This window comes from Pelomonas baiyunensis, from assembly GCF_043555935.1.
Taxonomy (GTDB): Bacteria; Pseudomonadota; Gammaproteobacteria; order Burkholderiales; family Burkholderiaceae_C; genus Pelomonas; species Pelomonas baiyunensis.
This window is the reverse complement of the sequence record NZ_JBIGIB010000001.1, coordinates 393602-409565: the sequence shown is the minus strand read 5'-3', so window position 1 is coordinate 409565 and position 15964 is coordinate 393602. Positions and strand designations below refer to the sequence as shown.

The 15964-nt window shown below is 71.5% G+C and carries 18 protein-coding genes; 2 read left to right on the top strand and 16 right to left on the bottom strand.

Going from position 1 to position 15964, the window contains the following annotated elements; all coding sequences use genetic code 11:
* Positions 1 to 3 precede the first annotated feature (3 nt).
* From napH to ACG01O_RS01660, 15 genes are all read right to left on the bottom strand, one after another.
* Positions 4 to 852: a quinol dehydrogenase ferredoxin subunit NapH gene (napH, locus tag ACG01O_RS01730; protein WP_394380626.1), complete on the bottom strand. Its 849-nt coding sequence runs from the start codon at positions 850 to 852 to the stop codon at positions 4 to 6.
* Positions 849 to 1649: a ferredoxin-type protein NapG gene (gene napG / locus ACG01O_RS01725; RefSeq protein WP_394380622.1), complete on the bottom strand. Its 801-nt coding sequence runs from the start codon at positions 1647 to 1649 to the stop codon at positions 849 to 851. The genes napH and napG overlap by 4 nt, the downstream gene beginning before the upstream one ends.
* 7 nt (positions 1650 to 1656) lie before the next feature.
* The gene (gene napA, locus ACG01O_RS01720) at positions 1657 to 4218 is read right to left on the bottom strand and encodes a nitrate reductase catalytic subunit NapA (RefSeq protein ID WP_394380620.1); all 2562 of its coding nucleotides are present in this window, start codon (positions 4216 to 4218) and stop codon (positions 1657 to 1659) included.
* 36 nt (positions 4219 to 4254) lie between these two features.
* The gene (locus tag ACG01O_RS01715; RefSeq protein ID WP_394380617.1) at positions 4255 to 4578 is read right to left on the bottom strand and encodes a chaperone NapD; all 324 of its coding nucleotides are present in this window, start codon (positions 4576 to 4578) and stop codon (positions 4255 to 4257) included.
* 76 nt (positions 4579 to 4654) lie between these two features.
* Complete coding sequence (locus ACG01O_RS01710) at positions 4655 to 5347, bottom strand: tetratricopeptide repeat protein (RefSeq protein ID WP_394380615.1); 693 nt, start codon at positions 5345 to 5347, stop codon at positions 4655 to 4657.
* A complete protein-coding gene (locus ACG01O_RS01705) occupies positions 5340 to 5771 on the bottom strand; it encodes a cytochrome c-type biogenesis protein (protein ID WP_394380612.1) in 432 nt (143 codons plus the stop codon). The genes ACG01O_RS01710 and ACG01O_RS01705 overlap by 8 nt, the downstream gene beginning before the upstream one ends.
* The gene (locus ACG01O_RS01700; RefSeq protein WP_394380609.1) at positions 5768 to 6295 is read right to left on the bottom strand and encodes a DsbE family thiol:disulfide interchange protein; all 528 of its coding nucleotides are present in this window, start codon (positions 6293 to 6295) and stop codon (positions 5768 to 5770) included. The genes ACG01O_RS01705 and ACG01O_RS01700 overlap by 4 nt, the downstream gene beginning before the upstream one ends.
* Positions 6292 to 8208, bottom strand: coding sequence for a heme lyase CcmF/NrfE family subunit (locus tag ACG01O_RS01695; protein WP_394380606.1), 1917 nt, complete (start codon positions 8206 to 8208; stop codon positions 6292 to 6294). Before ACG01O_RS01695 ends, ACG01O_RS01700 begins: the two co-directional genes overlap by 4 nt.
* On the bottom strand, positions 8205 to 8624 hold the full coding sequence (ccmE, locus tag ACG01O_RS01690; protein ID WP_394380603.1) for a cytochrome c maturation protein CcmE: 420 nt from the start codon (positions 8622 to 8624) through the stop codon (positions 8205 to 8207). The genes ACG01O_RS01695 and ccmE overlap by 4 nt, the downstream gene beginning before the upstream one ends.
* Positions 8621 to 8755 carry a hypothetical protein gene (locus tag ACG01O_RS01685; RefSeq protein WP_394380600.1) on the bottom strand — a complete coding sequence of 45 codons (135 nt, stop codon included), beginning with the start codon at positions 8753 to 8755 and terminating at the stop codon, positions 8621 to 8623. Before ACG01O_RS01685 ends, ccmE begins: the two co-directional genes overlap by 4 nt.
* Positions 8752 to 9498 (bottom strand): heme ABC transporter permease CcmC, encoded by a 747-nt coding sequence (gene ccmC, locus ACG01O_RS01680; RefSeq protein ID WP_394380597.1) that lies wholly within the window; start codon positions 9496 to 9498, stop codon positions 8752 to 8754. The genes ACG01O_RS01685 and ccmC overlap by 4 nt, the downstream gene beginning before the upstream one ends.
* Complete coding sequence (ccmB, locus tag ACG01O_RS01675; RefSeq protein WP_394380594.1) at positions 9495 to 10154, bottom strand: heme exporter protein CcmB; 660 nt, start codon at positions 10152 to 10154, stop codon at positions 9495 to 9497. The genes ccmC and ccmB overlap by 4 nt, the downstream gene beginning before the upstream one ends.
* A complete protein-coding gene (gene ccmA, locus ACG01O_RS01670; protein WP_394380591.1) occupies positions 10151 to 10765 on the bottom strand; it encodes a heme ABC exporter ATP-binding protein CcmA in 615 nt (204 codons plus the stop codon). The genes ccmB and ccmA overlap by 4 nt, the downstream gene beginning before the upstream one ends.
* Before the next feature lie 54 nt (positions 10766 to 10819).
* A complete protein-coding gene (locus tag ACG01O_RS01665; protein ID WP_394380588.1) occupies positions 10820 to 11665 on the bottom strand; it encodes a phytanoyl-CoA dioxygenase family protein in 846 nt (281 codons plus the stop codon).
* Between the two features lie 86 nt (positions 11666 to 11751).
* Positions 11752 to 12450 carry a hypothetical protein gene (locus ACG01O_RS01660; RefSeq protein WP_394380586.1) on the bottom strand — a complete coding sequence of 233 codons (699 nt, stop codon included), beginning with the start codon at positions 12448 to 12450 and terminating at the stop codon, positions 11752 to 11754.
* 208 nt (positions 12451 to 12658) lie between these two features.
* Here ACG01O_RS01660 and ACG01O_RS01655 point away from each other — a divergent pair, with 208 nt between their 5' ends.
* Entirely contained in the window at positions 12659 to 13165 is a 507-nt protein-coding gene (locus ACG01O_RS01655) for a hypothetical protein (RefSeq protein WP_394380583.1), read from the top strand.
* Between the two features lie 66 nt (positions 13166 to 13231).
* Complete coding sequence (locus ACG01O_RS01650; protein WP_394380581.1) at positions 13232 to 13618, top strand: VOC family protein; 387 nt, start codon at positions 13232 to 13234, stop codon at positions 13616 to 13618.
* Positions 13619 to 13620: 2 nt separating this feature from the next.
* Here the strand turns inward: ACG01O_RS01650 and ACG01O_RS01645 are convergent, their stop codons facing one another.
* A complete protein-coding gene (locus tag ACG01O_RS01645; RefSeq protein ID WP_394380578.1) occupies positions 13621 to 15873 on the bottom strand; it encodes a penicillin-binding protein 1A in 2253 nt (750 codons plus the stop codon).
* Between the last annotated feature and the right edge of the window lie 91 nt (positions 15874 to 15964).

Below are 15964 nucleotides of genomic sequence, written 5' to 3'. Positions count from 1 at the left end.
GGGTCAGTCCCTCTGGCGGTCGAATCGGTGGGTGAAGCGCAGCACGTCGGTCGAGCACACGTCGACACAACGCCCGCAGGATGTGCATTCGCGGGCCGTCACCACGGGGCCCGCGCCGTCCTTGCCCTTGAGCGGCGCCACGAGCACCAGCGGCTCGGGGCAGACGGCATAGCAGTCGCCGCAGTCATTGCAGCGGCTCGAATGGGTTGCGGCGACCCGCAGCAGCGGCTTGCTGCCGATGAGCGCGTAGGCCGCGCCCATGGGGCACACGTGACCGCACCAGCCGCGCGGCGCTGCCAGCAGGTCGAAGGCGAACACGGCGCCCAGCGCGGCCCAGGCCAGGCCGCCGCCGAAGATGACGGCGCGCTGCGTGAGCGTGACGGGGTTCACCGCCTCCCACACCGCGTGGCCGGTGAGCGCGCTGGCCGCCAGCACGGCGCCCAGCAGCCACCAGCGCAGCTGGCGCGAGGGCGCGCGGCCGCCGGTGAGGCGCAGGCGGCGGCGCAGCCAGGCGGCACCGTCAGTCACGGCGTTGACCGGGCAGACCCAGGCGCAGTACGCCCGCCCGGCCACCAGGCCGTAGAACAACAGCACCACGGCGGCGCCGATCAGCGCCGTCGCGCCGGGTGCGTGGCCGGCCAGCAGGGTCTGGGCCAGCACGAAGGGGTCCGTCAGCGGCAGCACGCCCAGCGTGAGGCTGCTGGCCAGGTTGCCCTTCACCACCCACACGCCCGCCCAGGGCCCGAGCAGGAACAGCGCCAGCACGCCCAGCTGGCTGGCGCGGCGCAGGAGGAGAAAGCGCTCGCGCCGCCACAGGCTGCGGGGCGTGGCGAGCGGCACGGCGGCGCTCATGGCCGGGCCTCCGACGCGGCCGCAGCACCGTAGGGCGCCTGCCCGCCGCGCAAGGGCGTGATGTCGCCGCCGGCCTCGGGCAGGCGTTGGGTGGGCAGGTCGAAATGCGGCTGCACGGCGCGGGCGCCGTCTTCCCAGCCCTTGCGGTAGTGCGCGCCCGCCTGGCCCTGGGCCACCGCGCGCGGCAGCACCTTGATGGCCGCGCCTTCCAGCACGCAGGCCTTCTCGCACTTGCCGCAGCCGGTGCAGGCGTCGGCGTGCACGGTGGGCAGCAGCATGGCGTGGCGATCGCTGCGCGGGTTGCTGACCTTCTCCAGCGTGATGGCCTGGTCCACCAGCGGGCAGACGCGGTAGCAGACGTCGCAGCGCAGGCCCTGGAAGTTCAGGCAGGTCTCGTGGTCGATCAACACGGCCAGGCCCATGCGGGCGTCTTCGATGCGCTGCAGGCCCGCGTCCAGCGCGCCGGTGGGGCAGGCTTTGACGCAGGGGATGGCCTCGCACATCTCGCAGGGGATGTCGCGCGCCACGAAGTACGGCGTGCCCACGGCCACCTCGCGCGCAAGGCCATGCCCCAAGCGCGAGAGCTGCAGGTTCTGCGGCGGGCAGTCGCGCACGCACAGGCCGCAGCGCACGCAGGCCGCCAGGAAGCGGTCTTCCGCCAACGCGCCGGGCGGCCGCAGCGCCTGGGCCGGTCGCGCGGCGGCGCCGGGCGCCACCAGCGCCGCACCGCCGGCCAACAGGCCCGCCGTGCAGGCGCTGGAAGCCCCCTGCAGCAAATCCCGACGCGACAGCCTCATCGCAATCTCAAGCCTTGACGACCTTCACCGCGCACTTCTTGAAGTCCGTCTCCTTGGAGATCGGGCAGGTTGCGTCCAGCGTGAGCTTGTTGACCAGCCGGCCTTCGTCGAAGAAGGGCACGAACACCAGACCGCGCGGCACCTTGTTGCGGCCCTTGGTTTCCACCTGCACGGTGATCTCGCCGCGGCGGGACGCCACCTTCACCTTCATGCCGCGCTGCAGGCCGCGGTCGCGGGCGTCGTCGGGGTGCATGAACAGCAATGCCTCGGGCACGGCGCGGTGCAGCTCGGGCACGCGGCGCGTCATGGTGCCGGTGTGCCAGTGTTCCAGCACGCGGCCGGTGCACAACCAAAGGTCGTAGTCCTTGTCGGGGCTCTCGGCCGGCGGCTGGTAGGGCAGCGCGAAGACGACGGCCTTGCCATCCTTGTGGCCGTAGAACTTCACGTCCTCGCCCTTCTTCACGTAGGGGTCGAAGCCCTCGCGGAAGCGCCACAGCGTTTCCTTGCCATCCACCACGGGCCAGCGCAGGCCGCGCACCTCGTGATAGGTGTCGAACGACGCCAGGTCGTGCCCGTGGCCGCGGCCGAACTCGGCGTATTCCTCGAACAGGCCCTTCTGCACGTAGAAGCCGAAGGCCTTGGACTCGTCGTTGCTGTAGTCCTTGATGTACTTGGCGTTGACCTTGGTGAGGTCGGCCAGCGGGAACTTGTTGACCTTGCCGTTCTTGTAGAGCACCTCGAACAGCGTCTTGCCCTTGAGCTCGGGCTTCTTGGCGATGAGCTCAGCGGGCCAGACCTCTTCGATCTTGAACCGCTTGCTGAACTCCATCATCTGCCACAGGTCGCTGCGGGCCTCGCCCGGGGCGCTGACCTGCTGGCGCCACACCTGCGTGCGGCGCTCGGCGTTGCCGAAGGCGCCTTCCTTCTCCACCCACATGGCACTGGGCAGCACCAGGTCGGCCGCCATGGCGCTGGCGTTGGGGTAGACGTCACTGACGACGATGAAGGCCGCCGGGTTGCGCCAGCCGGGCAGGATCTCGCCGTTGATGTTCGGCCCGGCCTGCATGTTGTTGTTGGTGGTGTTCCAGTAGCACTTGAGCTTGCCGTCCTTCAGCGCGCGCGACATGGCCACGGCGTGCAGACCGATCTTGTCGGGAATGGTGCCGTCCGGCAGGCCCCAGATCTCTTCGGTGTGCTTGCGGTGGTCGGGGTTGGTCACCACCATGTCGGCGGGCAGGCGGTGGGCGAAGGTGCCCACCTCGCGCGCCGTGCCGCAGGCGCTGGGCTGGCCGGTCAGGCTGAACGGGCTGTTGCCCGGCTGGCTGATCTTGCCGGTCAGCAGGTGGATGTTGTAGACGAGGTTGTTGGCCCAGGTGCCGCGCGTGTGCTGGTTGAAGCCCATGGTCCACAGGCTCATCACCTTCACCTTGGGATCAGCGTAGAGCTTGGCCAGGTCTTCCAGCTGCTTCACAGGCACGCCCGACAGCGCACTCACCTTCTCGGCCGTGTACTCGGAGACGAACTTGGCGTACTCCTCGAAGGTGATGGGCTTGGCGTCGTTCGGGCTGCCCTTGGGCTTGCCATCGGCGCCGGGGTAGCCGTTGGACTTGGCGTCCTTCTCCAGCGCATGTGCCGGGCGCAGGCCGTAGCCGATGTCGGTCTCGCCCTGCTTGAAGTTCAGGTGCTTCTTGACGAAGTCCTGGTTCACCTTGCCGTTCTTGATGATGTAGTGCGCGATGAAGTTCAGGATGGCCAGGTCGGTCTGCGGCTTGAAGACCATGGGGATGTCGGCCAGGTCGAAGCTGCGGTGCTCGTAGGTGGACAGCACGGCCACCTTGGTGTCCGGGTGGCTCAGACGGCGGTCGGTGATGCGGCTCCACAGGATGGGGTGCATCTCGGCCATGTTGCTGCCCCACAGCACGAAGGCGTCGGCCTGCTCGATGTCGTCGTAGCAGCCCATGGGCTCGTCGATGCCGAAGGTGCGCATGAAGCCCGTCACCGCCGAGGCCATGCAGTGGCGCGCGTTCGGGTCGAGGTTGTTGGAGCGCAGGCCCGCCTTCCAGAGCTTGGAGGCGGCGTAGCCTTCCCACACCGTCCACTGGCCCGAGCCGAACATGGCCACGCTCGTTGGGCCGGTGTCCTTGAGCGCAGCCTTCCACTTGGTGGCCATGATGTCGAAGGCCTCGTCCCAGCTGACCGGGGTGAAGTCGCCGTCCTTGTCGTACACGCCGTTCTTCTTGCGCAGCAGCGGCGTGGTGAGGCGGTCGCTGCCGTACATGATCTTGGACAGGAAGTAGCCCTTGATGCAGTTCAGGCCGCGGTTGACCGGCGCCTCGGGGTCGCCCTGGGTGGCCACCACCTTGCCGGCCTGCACGCCCACGACGACGGAGCAGCCCGTACCGCAGAAACGGCACGGCGCCTTGTCCCAGCGCACGCTGTTGTCAGCGCCTGCGGCCGCAGCGGCCGGCGCAGCCGGCGAAGTCAGCGGCACGCCGGCGGCGGCCGCAGCGGCCGTGGCGGCCTGGACTTTCAGGAACACGCGGCGGCGTTCGTTGGTGTCGACGGTCATGGAGGATCTCCTGGAGCGATGGGGGTGGCGGGCCGCTCAGGCGGCGTCGCGGTGATCGAGGGTGTCGGGGCGGGAGAGGTCGCGGAGCGGGCTGCGCCACTCGGTCACCGGCGCGTGCACGGCCGGCGACTCGGGGCCCGAGTACTCGTAGACCAGAGAGGTGGACAGCAGCTGCGGCCACTCGGCCAGCTGGCCCAGGCGCGCGGGGGCGGGGCAATCGGCCGCGTCTTCAATGACGAGCACGAGGCGGCCATCACCCGGGTTGGCGGCCAGTTCCACGCCGGCTTGCTCGCCCAGACGAGCCACCACGGCGGCCAGGTCTTCCGGCCGCACGCGCGCCACAACGCCCAAGATGGACATGCTTGTCTCCCGATTCCGTGTTCTGTTGAGTCCGCCGGACTGTGGCGGTTTGGCGCCCAGCGCGCCTTAATTCAGATCAAGGCCGCGGCGGATCGGGCAGCGCCAGGCCCTGCTCGGCGCTAGCCCTCAGCGGGTCGCCCTCGGGCGCCAGCGCCTTCACGCGCGCCCAGTGCTGGCGTGCCTCGGCCGGCCGGCCGTCGGCCCAGGCCCAGGCGGCGGCCAGCGACAGGGCCTGCAAGTGATCTGGCGCCAGGCGCAGCGCCTGGGCCACCAGTTGCGCCGGCTCGCCGGCCAGCGACCCGCCCTGCTCGGTGGCGAGCAAGTCCGCCAGCGCGGCCAGGGTGTCCGGCTCGGGCTGCAAGGCCAGCGCGCGGCGGTAGGCCTCCACGGCCGCGGCCGTGCGGCCCAGCACGGTTTGCGATCGGCCCAGCATGGCCCAGTCGGCCGCGCGGGCGGTGTCGGGGCTGGCAGCCAGGCGGTCGGCCAGGCGCTGCACCATCAACTCACCGGCGTCGACCGGCGAGCGGGCCTGCCAGCCCTGCCAGTTGCCGGTGAAGGCGTAGCCGGCCAGCCCCACCACCAGCACGAAGCCGGCCAGGGCTGCCCGCTGGCGGCCGGGCAGGCGCACGCGCTCGGCGGGCCGGCTGGCCAGCAGCTCGCGGGCGATCTCGTCCAGCAGGGCCGGGCGCTCAGGCGATGCAGCCGGCAACGCCTGCAAGCGCTCGCGCAGCGCGCGCAGGCCGCTCAGGTGGCGCAGGGGGTCATGCATGGTCGTCACCGGGTTCGGGGTCGAAGTCCTGCGGCGCCAGCCGGCTGCGCTGGCGCAGCACCCAAGCCAGGCCGCCCAGCGCGGCCGCGAACAGCAGCGCCGGCCCGCCCCACAGCAGGGCCGTGCTGGCCTGCAGCGGCGGCCGATAACGCACGAAGTCGCCGTAGCGCGCGGTCAGGTGGGCCAGCACCTCGTCGTCGCTGCGGCCAGCGGCCACCATCTCGCGCACCTGTTGCTTCAGGTCTTGCGCCAGCGGCGCGGTGGAGTCGGCCAGCGTCTGGTTCTGGCACACCAGGCAGCGCAGCTCGCTGGCCAGGCGGTGTGTGCGCGCGTCCACCTCGGCGGGCGACGGCGCGGCCCAGGCGCTGGCGCTGGCGCTGGCGCACAGCAGCATCGCCCCGACAGCTCGAAGCAAGGCCCTCATCGCGCACCTCCCAGCAACGGCTCGATGTGGCGGGCCAACGCGTCGTCCGTCAGCGGGCCCACGTGCTTGTAGGCCACGCGGCCGGCAGCGTCGATGACGAAGGTCTCGGGCACGCCGTACACGCCCAACTCGATGCCGGCGCGGCCGTCGGTGTCGGCGCCCACCTCGGCGAAGGGGTCGCCCAGCTGCTGCAGCCAGCGGCGCGCGGCGCCGGCTTCGTCCTTGTAGTTGAGCCCGGCAAAGCGCACGCCGGGGTGGCGGCGGGCCAGCGCCACCAGGCGCGGGTGCTCCTCCTGGCAGGGCGCGCACCACGAGGCCCAGACGCTCAGCACCGTCACGCGGCCGGGCCAGGCGCGGGTGTCGAACGGCGCGCCACCGGGGTGGAGCGCGCTCAGTTGCAGCGCCGGCACGGGCCGCCCCACCAAGGGCGAGGGCAGCTCGCGCGGGTTGAGTTGCAGGCCGCGCGCCAGCAGCAGGGCCAGTGCCACAAAGGCCAGCAGCGGCAGCCAGACGCGCGCCTTCATGCCGCCGCCCCGCGCCGGTAGCGGCGGTCGGTGGCCGCGAGCAGGCCGCCCAACGCCATCAGCACGCAGCCGCCCCAGATCCAATTCACGTAGGGCTTGATGGAGATGCGGACGATCCAGGCCCGGCCGCGCTCGCCGTCCAGCGGCTCGGCCAGCGAGGCGTACAGGTCGCGCCACCAGCCGCTGTCAATGCCGGCCTCGGTCATGGGCATCTCGCTGCTGTTGTAGACGCGCTTCTCGGGCCGCAGCCGGGCCACCTCCACGCCGCCCTGGCTGAGTTTCAGCTCGGCCTGGGCCGCGCGGTAGTTGGGGCCCTCCACGCGGCGCAGCGACAGCATCTCCACGCGCAGCCCGTTCACGTCCACCGCGCGGCCCGGCGCCAGCGTCACATCACGCTCGGTTTGCAGGCTGCCCACCATCGTCACACCCACGATGAACACCGCAACGCCCGCGTGCGCCAGGTGCATGGCCAGCACCGCGCGCGGCACGCCGTTGCGCCAGCGCGCGCCGAGGTCGGCCGCCACCGTGGCCGCCACCCACCAGGCCAGCAGCAGGCCCATCAGGCCGGCCGGGCTCATCAACCCATGCACCCAGGCGTGGGCGGCCGTGGCCAGCGGCGCCAGCAGCAGCGGCCAGCGCAGGCGCTTGAGCAGCGCGCCCAGGTCGGCCTGCTTCCAGCTCAGCAGCGGGCCCAGGCCCATCAGCAGCACCACAGGCACCATCAGCGGCACGAACACGGCCTCGAAGTACGGCGGCCCGACCGACAGCTTTTGGCCCAGCAGCGCGTCCAGCAGCAGCGGGTACAGCGTGCCCAGCAGCACCGCGCCGCCGGCCGCCACCAGCATGGCGTTGTTGGCCAGCAGCGCCGTTTCGCGGCTGCGCCAGTCAAAGCGCGCCCCCAACCCCAGGCGGCCGGCCCGGCTGGCGTAGAGCGCCAGCGACCCGCCCACCACGATCACCAAAAAGGCCAGGATGAACAGCCCGCGCCGCGGGTCGGTGGCGAAGGCGTGCACGGAGCTCAGCACGCCCGAGCGCACGAGGAAGGTGCCCAGCAGCGCCAGGCCGAAGGTGAGCACCGCCAGCAGCACCGTCCATGCCTTGAAGGCGCCGCGCTTCTCGGTCACGGCCAGCGAGTGCAGCAGCGCCGTGCCGGCCAGCCAGGGCATGAAGGAGGCGTTTTCCACCGGGTCCCAGAACCACCAGCCGCCCCAGCCCAGTTCGCTGTAGGCCCACCAACTGCCCAGCGCAATGCCCAGCGTCAGGCTGCACCAGGCGGCCAGCGTCCAGGCCCGCGCGCGGCGCGCCCAGGCGGGCGTGATTTCGCTGCCCAGCAAAGCCGCCAGCGCAAAGGCAAACGCCACCGTGAAGCCCACGTAGCCCATGTAGAGCATGGGCGGGTGCAGCACCATGCCGGGGTCTTGCAGCAAGGGGTTGAGGTCGTTGCCGTCCGGCACGGCGGGCAGTACCCGCTCGAAGGGGTTGGACGCCGCCAGCAGGAACACCAGAAACCCCGCCGCCAGCGCGCCCATGAGGCCCAGCACGCGCGCTCGCAGCGCCTCGGGCCAGGCACCGCTGGCCGCGCGCAGCGCCAGCATCCAGCCCGCCAGCAGCGACACCCACAGCAGCAGCGAGCCCTCGTGCCCGCCCCACACGGCCGCCAGCCGGTAGGCCAGGGGCAGCTCGCGGTTGGCGTGCTGGGCCACGTAGGCCACCGAGAAATCGGCACTGGCAAACGCCCAGCTGAGCGCCGCGTAGCCGGTGCCCACGAACAGCGCCAGCCAGCCGGTCAGCGGGCCGGCCATTTGCATCCAGGCCGGACGCCCGAGCGCCGCGCCACGCAGCGGCAGCACGGCCAGCAGCAGCGCCGTGCCCAGCGCCAACCACAGGGCCAGGTGGCCGATCTCAGGAATCACCGCGCGCCTCCGGCCTTCAGGGCGGCCGCGGCCTCGGGCGGCATGTAGTTCTCGTCGTGCTTGGCCAGCACCTCGCGGGCGACAAAGTCCGCGCCTTCCAGCTGGCCTTGCGCCACCACGCCTTTGCCTTCCTTGAACAGGTCGGGCAGCGCACCGTGGAAGCGCACCGGCAGGCGCTGCGCGCCGTCACTCACGACGAAGCGCACGGCCAGGCCCTCGCGCTTCACGCTGCCGGGCTCCACCAGGCCGCCCACGCGAAAGCTCTTGCCCTGCGGCGCCTCGTGCGCCACCACCTGCGTGGGCGTGTAAAAGAACACCAGGTTGGAGCGCATGGCGTTGACCACCAGCGCGGCGATCACGCCCACCACGGCCAGCAGCCCCAGCCCCCAGGCGAGGCGACGGTGGCGCAGCTTCATGCCTCGTCCTCCGGGGTGGTCAAGGCCCGCCGCGCGCGGCGCAGGCGCAGTGCGGCCAACGCGGGCTCCACCGCAAACACCAGCGCCGCGAGCCCGTAGCTGGCCAGCAGATAGCCGAGATGGTCATTCATCGTGGGGTCTCCTCCAACTCGCCCACCCACTGCCGCCCGGCCTCGCGCTCCAGCACCAGCGCACGGGCGCGCAGGAACACCACGGCAAAGGCATAGGCCCAGCAGGCCAGCGTCGTCAACGCCAAGGCCAGCAGCATGGTGCGGGCCATGGTGGGCGCGGCCGTGAGGCTGATGCTGGCGCCCTGGTGCAGCGTGTTCCACCAGCGCACCGAAAAGTAGATGACCGGCACGTTCACCGCGCCCACCAGCGCCAGCAGCGCGCTGGCCGCGTCGGCCCGCTGCGGCTCCTCGATGGCCGACGCCAACGCCAGGTAGCCGGCAAACAGGAACAGCAGGATCAGCTCCGACGTGAGCCGCGCGTCCCACACCCACCAGGTACCCCAGGTGGGCTGGCCCCACAGCGCGCCGGTCACCAGCGCCAGCACCGTGAACAGCGCCCCGGTGGGTGCGATCGCCCGCGCCAGCATGGACGCCATGCGCGCCTTGAACGCCCAGCCGATGCCGGCCCAGAACGCCATGGCCACGTACAGCACCATGGACAGCCAGGCCGCCGGCACGTGGATGAACAGGATGCGGTAGACCTCGCCCTGCGTGGCGTCGGTGGGCGCCACCCCCAGGCCCACGTAAAGGCCGGCCGCACCCAGCAGCAGCGCCGCAACCCAGAGCCAGGGCAGCAGCCGGCCGGTCAGTGCGTAAAAGCGCAGAGGCGCAGCAAAGGTGTAGAGGCGCAGGGGTGAACTCATGACAAGGCAATGCGCAGCGCGGCGGCCGTGGCGGCGGGCGCCACCAGCCCGGTGAACAGCAGCAGCGCGGTCAGCAGCGAAAGGTGCCCGTCCAGGCTCTGACCGGCCTGCTGGGCGGCCAGCGCCCCGCTGCCGAAGATCAGCGCCGGCACGGCCAGCGGCAGCACGATGAGCAGGTTGAGCAACGCCCCATGGCGCAAGCCCAGCGTGAGCGCGGCGGCGAGGCCACCCAGCAGGCTCAGCAGCGGCGTGCCCAGCAGCAGGGTCAGCTCCAGCACACCCAGCTCGGCGGCGGGCAGGCCGAACATCAGGCCCAGCAGCGGCGCCACCACCAGCAGCGGCAGGCCGTGGCCGCACCAGTGGGCCAGCGCCTTCACCACGGCCAGGCGCAACGCGGAGTGCGGCGGCATCAGCAATTGATCCAGGGTGCCGTCCTGCGCGTCGGCCTCGAACAGCGTGTGCAGCGACAGCAGCGCCGCCAGCAGCGCGCACACCCACAGCACGCCGCCGGCCATCTCGCGCAGGCGCTGCGGCTCGGGCCCCACGCCCAGCGGGAACAGGCTGGCCGCCACCACGAAGAACACCAGCGGCAACAGCGCCTGGGCGGGCCGGCGCAGGGCGAGCCGCAGCTCGCGCTTCAACAGCAGCCCGGTCATGCGGCCAGCCTCAGGTCGTCGCCCCGGCGCACGGCCACGGCGGCGGCTTCCTGGTGGCTGGTGAACAGCACGGCGCCGCCGGCCTCGGCATGGGCCGTGAGCAGACCTTGCAGCCGGGCCACGCCGTCGTCGTCCAGCGCGTCGAAGGGTTCGTCCAGCAGCCAGACCGTGCCAGCGGGCTGCGGCAGTGCCAGCGCGGCCAGCGCGGCGCGGCGCTTCTGGCCCTGGCTGAGCAGGCGCACCGGCCGCCGGGCCTCGCGGGCCAGGCCCAGGCGCTCCAGCGCGGGCTTGAGAGGGGTGTCAGCCGGCAGCCCCTGCCAGCCGGCCGTCCAGCGCAGCGACTCCAGCACCGTCAGCTCGGCCGACAGCGCATTGGCGTGGCCCAGGTAGCGCAGCGGCCCGCGCTCGATGCGCCCGGCCGCCGGGGCCCGCAGGCCGGCCAGCGTGCGCAGCAGCGTGGTTTTGCCGCTGCCGTTGGCGCCACGCAGCCAGCGGCACTCGCCGGCCGAGAGGCGCAGCGCCAGCCCGCGCCACAGCGGGCGCCCGCCCCGTTCGGCGGTCAGGTCATGGGCCTGCAGCAGCGCGGCGGGCGGGTCGGCGAAGGCATTCACTCATTCAGTGTCAACCGCTTCACGCCAACGTGGCTTGAACTGGATCAAGCCAAATCAAAACCCTTGAACAGGAAGTGCGGCCGACCGCTGCAACCAGTTGCGGGGCGAGTAGGCGCTGGCCGCGTCGGTCACGTGCAGCGTGTACGCGTGGCGCGATTTCTCGGAGCGGTTGGCGGCCGAGTAGTGCGGCAGCAGGCCGTGGAAGACGACCAGCGAGCCAGCTTCCACCTCCAGCGGCACGGCTTCTTTGGAGTCGGCTGCAGGCCAGGGGGTCGCGTCGACCTGCTCCATCCAGGCCTTGCGGCCCTCGCGCACAAAGCGCTCGCGCAGCACGCCGCGCGCGCCCCGGTGGCCGCCGGGCTCGGCCCACAGGCAGCCGTTTTGCAGCGTGGCGTCTTCCAGCGCGAACCAGAAGGTGGTGACGGTGATGGGGTCGCTCTCGAAGAAGCTCGCGTCCTGGTGCCAGCGCACCTCGCCGCCGATGCCGGGCTGCTTGAAGATGAACATGCTTTGCCACACCTGCGGCTTCGTCAGGCCCAGGCCGGCGGCCACGCCGCGCAGCGCGTCGCCCTTGGAGAAGGCGCTGAACACCGGGTCCAGGTCGTGCATCGCATGGCCGATCTTGTTGATGGCCAGTTCCTTGGGCACGCGCAGCCGGCCCTCGGCATCGAACGCCTCTTCCTCGAAGAAGCAGCGCACCTGGTCACCGCTGTCCAGGAAGTAGTCGTCCACGTGGCGCTGCTGCTCCTCGGTGGTGAACACGGGGCGCTGCTCGCCGGGGTCGAAGGCGTCCACGATTTGCAGCGCGCGCTCGCGCAGCGCGGCGATTTCGGCGGCCGACTTGAAGCCGGGAATGATGAGGAAGCCTTGTTCGGCGTAGCGGGCGGTGTCGACAGTCATGACCAAGCGCAAAAGAAGGAGCGCTGATTGTGTCGCTGCCGCAGGCCCCTGACCGCGAAGTCCGGGAAGTCCGCAACGTGGTGCCGTCAGTGCGCGTCCGACACGAGGGCCAGCGTCAGGGCCGCTTCCGTCACGGCGCGGCCCAGCGGTGTGGCCGGGTCCGGGCGGCGCAAGCGGGGCACGGGGCCGCTCAGGTCCAGGCTGGCCACGACGGTGCCTTGGTAGAGCATCTCGTACCCCACGGCCGCGGCCTGCGGCGTGGCGCGGCCCTCCAGGCGGTGGGCCGAACGCAGGCCCAGTGTCAGCTCACCCCGGCGGTAGGCGCCCTCACGGCCGGGCAGCCCGCCCCGCGGTGTGCCCTCGCCTATTTGCAGCATGGCGGCCGGCCCGCTGCCCCAGCGGCAACTCAGCACCCACGCCTGCGGGCTGCTGGCCGGCGTCCAGCCCTCACACACGGCCTGGCTGTCGCCGGTGGGTGCGGCCCAGTTGAACCGAAGCGGCGTGGCCAGGCCCGCGGGCAGCGGCTCGAACAAGGCCAGGCGCGGCGCGCCACGCTCGTAGCGCACCCGCTGGCCATGCAGCAGGAACTCGCCTTGCCGGCCGAAGGTTGCGGCACCGAAGCTTTCCTCTGCCACACCCGCCACCGAGGGCGGCTGCACCATGCGCGGCGCGGCCTCGGCCCGGCCAAGGGTGGGGGGCGATGACGGGCTGCGAATCGACGGGGGCGCGCCGGCACAACCGGCCAGCAAGAGCGTGGCGCACCACGCGACAGGGCAACGTTTCATGGGCGGGCCTGCAACAGGCGTCGTGAAGCTGGGGGCACTCTAGGCGTCCGATCCGCCACCCACGTGTGACGCCAGGTTGCAGCGGTGAGCAGGTGCAGCCGGTCGCGCGGCAGCGTGGGTTCATCGGGCCCCGCTGCCGTTCGTCGCACGGGCACCGGGCGGCGCGGCTGCCGCTGTCATGCTGGGCGCTTTGGCTCACACATCGCCCATGTCTGCTTCACTTGCTCTGCGCCTGCGCTGGTTTGCCTTTGCCTTGGGGGCCGAGGCCCTGCACCTGGCCTGGGAGGCGATGCACGGCGGCATCGTGACGCATCACCTGATGCAGCGCAGCGACTGGCCCGGACTGTCCAACGCCTGGGGCCTGCTCGTGGTGCCCGCGCTGGCGGCTTGGGCCGCCGGACGCTGGGACGGGGCCGCCGCCCAGCGCCGGCAAGTCGCCTGGGGTGGGGTGGTGGCGTTGGCGTGGGGGCTGGCGCTGTCCACGGCGTTCGCCTGGCCGTGGCCGGCGGCCACCGAGGTGCTGTTCTTTGGCCTGCTGCTGGCAGCGCTGGCGTGGCCGGTCCACCGGGCGGAGTGCCTGCTGGGCTGGGTGCTGGGCATGAGCTGGACCTTTGGCGCCCTCTTGCCCACGGCCATCGGCGCGGTGCTGATGCTGCTGTCTTGGAGCGCGCGAGGGGCCGCCGGGCGGGCCTACCGTTGGGCTCGGCCGCACTGAAGCATCACACCCAGCGCCACACCTGGCGCATGGTGCAATCTGCAGCTTCACTTCTGGGAGCCTGGCATGCAACGCGTCACCGGCATCGGCGGCATCTTCTTCAAATCCCGTGACCCGGCGGCCCTGGCGGCCTGGTATCAAAAGCACCTGGGGCTGGAGGTGCAGCCCTGGGGCGGCGCGGCCTTCAGCTGGGTGACGCCCGACAACCCCGGCGGCGTGGGCACCACGCTGTGGACGCCGTTCAAGGAAGACACCACGCACTTCGCGCCCAGCACCGCCCCGTTCATGCTGAACCTGCGGGTGGCTGACCTGCACGGCTTGATCACCGCGCTGCGGGCCGAGGGCTGCGAGGTGGTGGGCGAGCCGCAAGACTCGGAGTACGGCAAGTTCGGTTGGGTCATGGACCCCGAGGGCCGCAAGGTCGAGTTGTGGGAGCCCCCGGCGGGGCAATGAGCTCAGTTCGCGGCGCCCGGCTCTGACGCCGCCCGTTCCGGCGCCGAGGCTGCGGCCTCGGGCGTGCCCTGCAGGCCGATGCGCGCCACCGCCAGTTCGCCTGCGAACTCGCTGTAGAACCAATTCCCGTCCTGGAACACCAGGCCCTCGGACGGCGACGTCAGCGGCGCGTGCGGCTGCCCCTTGAGCGCCACCGCCATGGTGGCCGCCCACACGGGCAGGGCCAGCCCGCCCCCGCTTTCCCGCTCGCCCAAGGATTTGGGCGTGGGGTAGCCGATCCACACCGCACCGGCCCGCGTGGCCTGGAAGCCGCAGAACCAGGCGTCCACCGCGTCGTTGGTGGTGCCGGTCTTGCCGTAGAGGTCCGAGCGGCCCAGCAGCGCGCTGGCGCGAGCCGCGGTGCCTTCGCGCGTGACGGCGGCCAGCAGTTGGGACGTCATGAAAGCGTTGCGGGCGCTCACCGCCGTGCGCATCGGCGGCGCGTCGGCCTTCCACAGCACCTCGCCCTGAGCGTCTTGCACGCGCTGGATCAACCAACCCGTGGACAGCTGCCCGCCGTTGGCAAACGCGCCATACGCCTGCGCCATCTGCAGCGGCGTGACGCTGCCGGTGCCCAGCGCCAGCGTCAGGTTCAGCGGCTGGCGGTCTTCGTCCACCCCGAACCGGGCCGCCCAGGCACGCGCCCGCTGCGGCCCCAAGGCCTGGGCGATGCGGATGGTGACCATGTTCTTGGACTTGGCCAGCGCCTGCTGCAGCGTGAGCGCCTCTTCGTACTGGCCGTCGTAGTTGCGCGGTGCCCAGTCGCCTTGCTCGAAGGGCTGGTCGCTCACCAGCGTGCCGGCCCAGCCGCCTTGCTCGATGAGCGCGGAGTAGATGAAGGGCTTGAAAGCCGAGCCCGGCTGACGCCAGGCCTGGGTCGCGGAGTTGAACTGGTTGCGGGTGAAGTCAAACCCGCCCACCAGCGCGCGGATGGCGCCGGTGGCGGGGTCCAGCGTCACAACCGCGCCTTCGGCCTGCGGCGTCTGGCTGACCTGCCACTGCCGGTTGGACTCCAGCAGCCGCACCACGGCCCCGCGCTTCAGGTTGACCAGCGGCCGCGCCGCAGCGCCCTTGAGCGTGACCCGTTCGCCATCGCCCAGCACCAGCTCAGCGGCGGTCTTGTCGGCCTTCAGCAGCACGGCTGCGCGCAGCTCGCCGAGGTCGGGATGGGCGTCAAAGGCCGCGTCCAGTGCGTCGTCCAGGCCGTCACCTTCGGGCAGCTCCACCGTGGCCTCGGGCCCGCGGAAGGGTTGGCGACGCTCCAGCTCGAACAACGCGTGGCGCAGGGCCTCCTGCGCGGCGGCCTGCTCGGCGTACATCAGCGTGGTGGTGACGGTGAGGCCGCGCGTGTAGGCCGCCTCGCCGAAGCGGTTGAGCATCTCCTGCCGCACCTGTTCGGCGGCGTGGTCAGCCACACCTGAGAGTCGCTTGGGCCGCTGGATGTGCAAGGTTTGCTCGCGCGCGGCTTGCGCCTGCTGCGCCGTGATCAAGCCCACCGACGCCAGCCGCTCCAGCACCACGGTCTGGCGGCGCTTGGCGCGGCCCAGGTTTTGCACCGGGTTGAAGCCCATGGGGTTCTTGGGCAGACCGATCAGCAGCGCCATCTCGGCGGTGTTCAGCTGGTTAAGCGTCTTGCCGAAGTAACGCTCCGACGCAGCAGCAAAACCGTAGGCGCGGTTGCCCAGAAAAATCTGGTTCATGTAGATCTCAAGGATCTGCTCTTTGCTCAGCGCGTGCTCGATCTTGATTGCCAGCAGCGCCTCCACCACCTTGCGCGACCAGCGCTGCTCCTTGGTGAGGTAGGTGTCGCGCGCCAGCTGCTGCGTGATGGTGGACGCGCCGTGCAGCGGCCCGCCGTGCGTGAGGTTGCGCACCATGGCGCGCAGGATGCCGCCGAAGTCGATGCCGGAGTGGGCGTAGAAATCGGCGTCTTCCACGGCCAGCAGCGCGTCCTGCATGGGCTTCGGAATGTCTTTGAGGGCCACGAAGCGGCGGCGCTCGGCGCCGAACTCGCCCAGCAGCTGGCCATCGGCACTCATCACGCGCAGCGGCTGGCGGGGCTGGTAGTCGGTCAGCACCTCCAGGTCCGGCAGCTGCTGCCACAGCACCACGGCCACGATGGCCCCGGCCAGCAACAGCACCACGGGCAGGGCCAACAGCGCCAGCAGGCGCGGGCGGGTCCAGAACGACGAGCGGGACGAGGGAACCAAGGGCACTTCCAAAGGCGTCGACGAGCGACAGGTGGGGCCGCAGCTTAGCGCCGCCGGCCACCCGGCCGCCAAAGGCCATGGGCGGCGTGCGGTGGGG

Excerpts from the sequence above, each read along its gene's own strand:
- napH (WP_394380626.1), bottom strand. The coding sequence starts at position 852 with ATGAGCGCCGCCGTGCCGCTCGCCACGCCCCGCAGCCTGTGGCGGCGC.
- napG (WP_394380622.1), bottom strand. The coding sequence starts at position 1,649 with ATGAGGCTGTCGCGTCGGGATTTGCTGCAGGGGGCTTCCAGCGCCTGC.
- napA (WP_394380620.1), bottom strand. The coding sequence starts at position 4,218 with ATGACCGTCGACACCAACGAACGCCGCCGCGTGTTCCTGAAAGTCCAG.
- ACG01O_RS01715 (WP_394380617.1), bottom strand. The coding sequence starts at position 4,578 with ATGTCCATCTTGGGCGTTGTGGCGCGCGTGCGGCCGGAAGACCTGGCC.
- ACG01O_RS01710 (WP_394380615.1), bottom strand. The coding sequence starts at position 5,347 with ATGCATGACCCCCTGCGCCACCTGAGCGGCCTGCGCGCGCTGCGCGAG.
- ACG01O_RS01705 (WP_394380612.1), bottom strand. The coding sequence starts at position 5,771 with ATGAGGGCCTTGCTTCGAGCTGTCGGGGCGATGCTGCTGTGCGCCAGC.
- ACG01O_RS01700 (WP_394380609.1), bottom strand. The coding sequence starts at position 6,295 with ATGAAGGCGCGCGTCTGGCTGCCGCTGCTGGCCTTTGTGGCACTGGCC.
- ccmE (WP_394380603.1), bottom strand. The coding sequence starts at position 8,624 with ATGAAGCTGCGCCACCGTCGCCTCGCCTGGGGGCTGGGGCTGCTGGCC.
- ACG01O_RS01685 (WP_394380600.1), bottom strand. The coding sequence starts at position 8,755 with ATGAATGACCATCTCGGCTATCTGCTGGCCAGCTACGGGCTCGCGGCG.
- ccmC (WP_394380597.1), bottom strand. The coding sequence starts at position 9,498 with ATGAGTTCACCCCTGCGCCTCTACACCTTTGCTGCGCCTCTGCGCTTT.
- ccmB (WP_394380594.1), bottom strand. The coding sequence starts at position 10,154 with ATGACCGGGCTGCTGTTGAAGCGCGAGCTGCGGCTCGCCCTGCGCCGG.
- ACG01O_RS01665 (WP_394380588.1), bottom strand. The coding sequence starts at position 11,665 with ATGACTGTCGACACCGCCCGCTACGCCGAACAAGGCTTCCTCATCATT.
- ACG01O_RS01660 (WP_394380586.1), bottom strand. The coding sequence starts at position 12,450 with ATGAAACGTTGCCCTGTCGCGTGGTGCGCCACGCTCTTGCTGGCCGGT.
- ACG01O_RS01655 (WP_394380583.1), top strand. The coding sequence starts at position 12,659 with ATGTCTGCTTCACTTGCTCTGCGCCTGCGCTGGTTTGCCTTTGCCTTG.
- ACG01O_RS01650 (WP_394380581.1), top strand. The coding sequence starts at position 13,232 with ATGCAACGCGTCACCGGCATCGGCGGCATCTTCTTCAAATCCCGTGAC.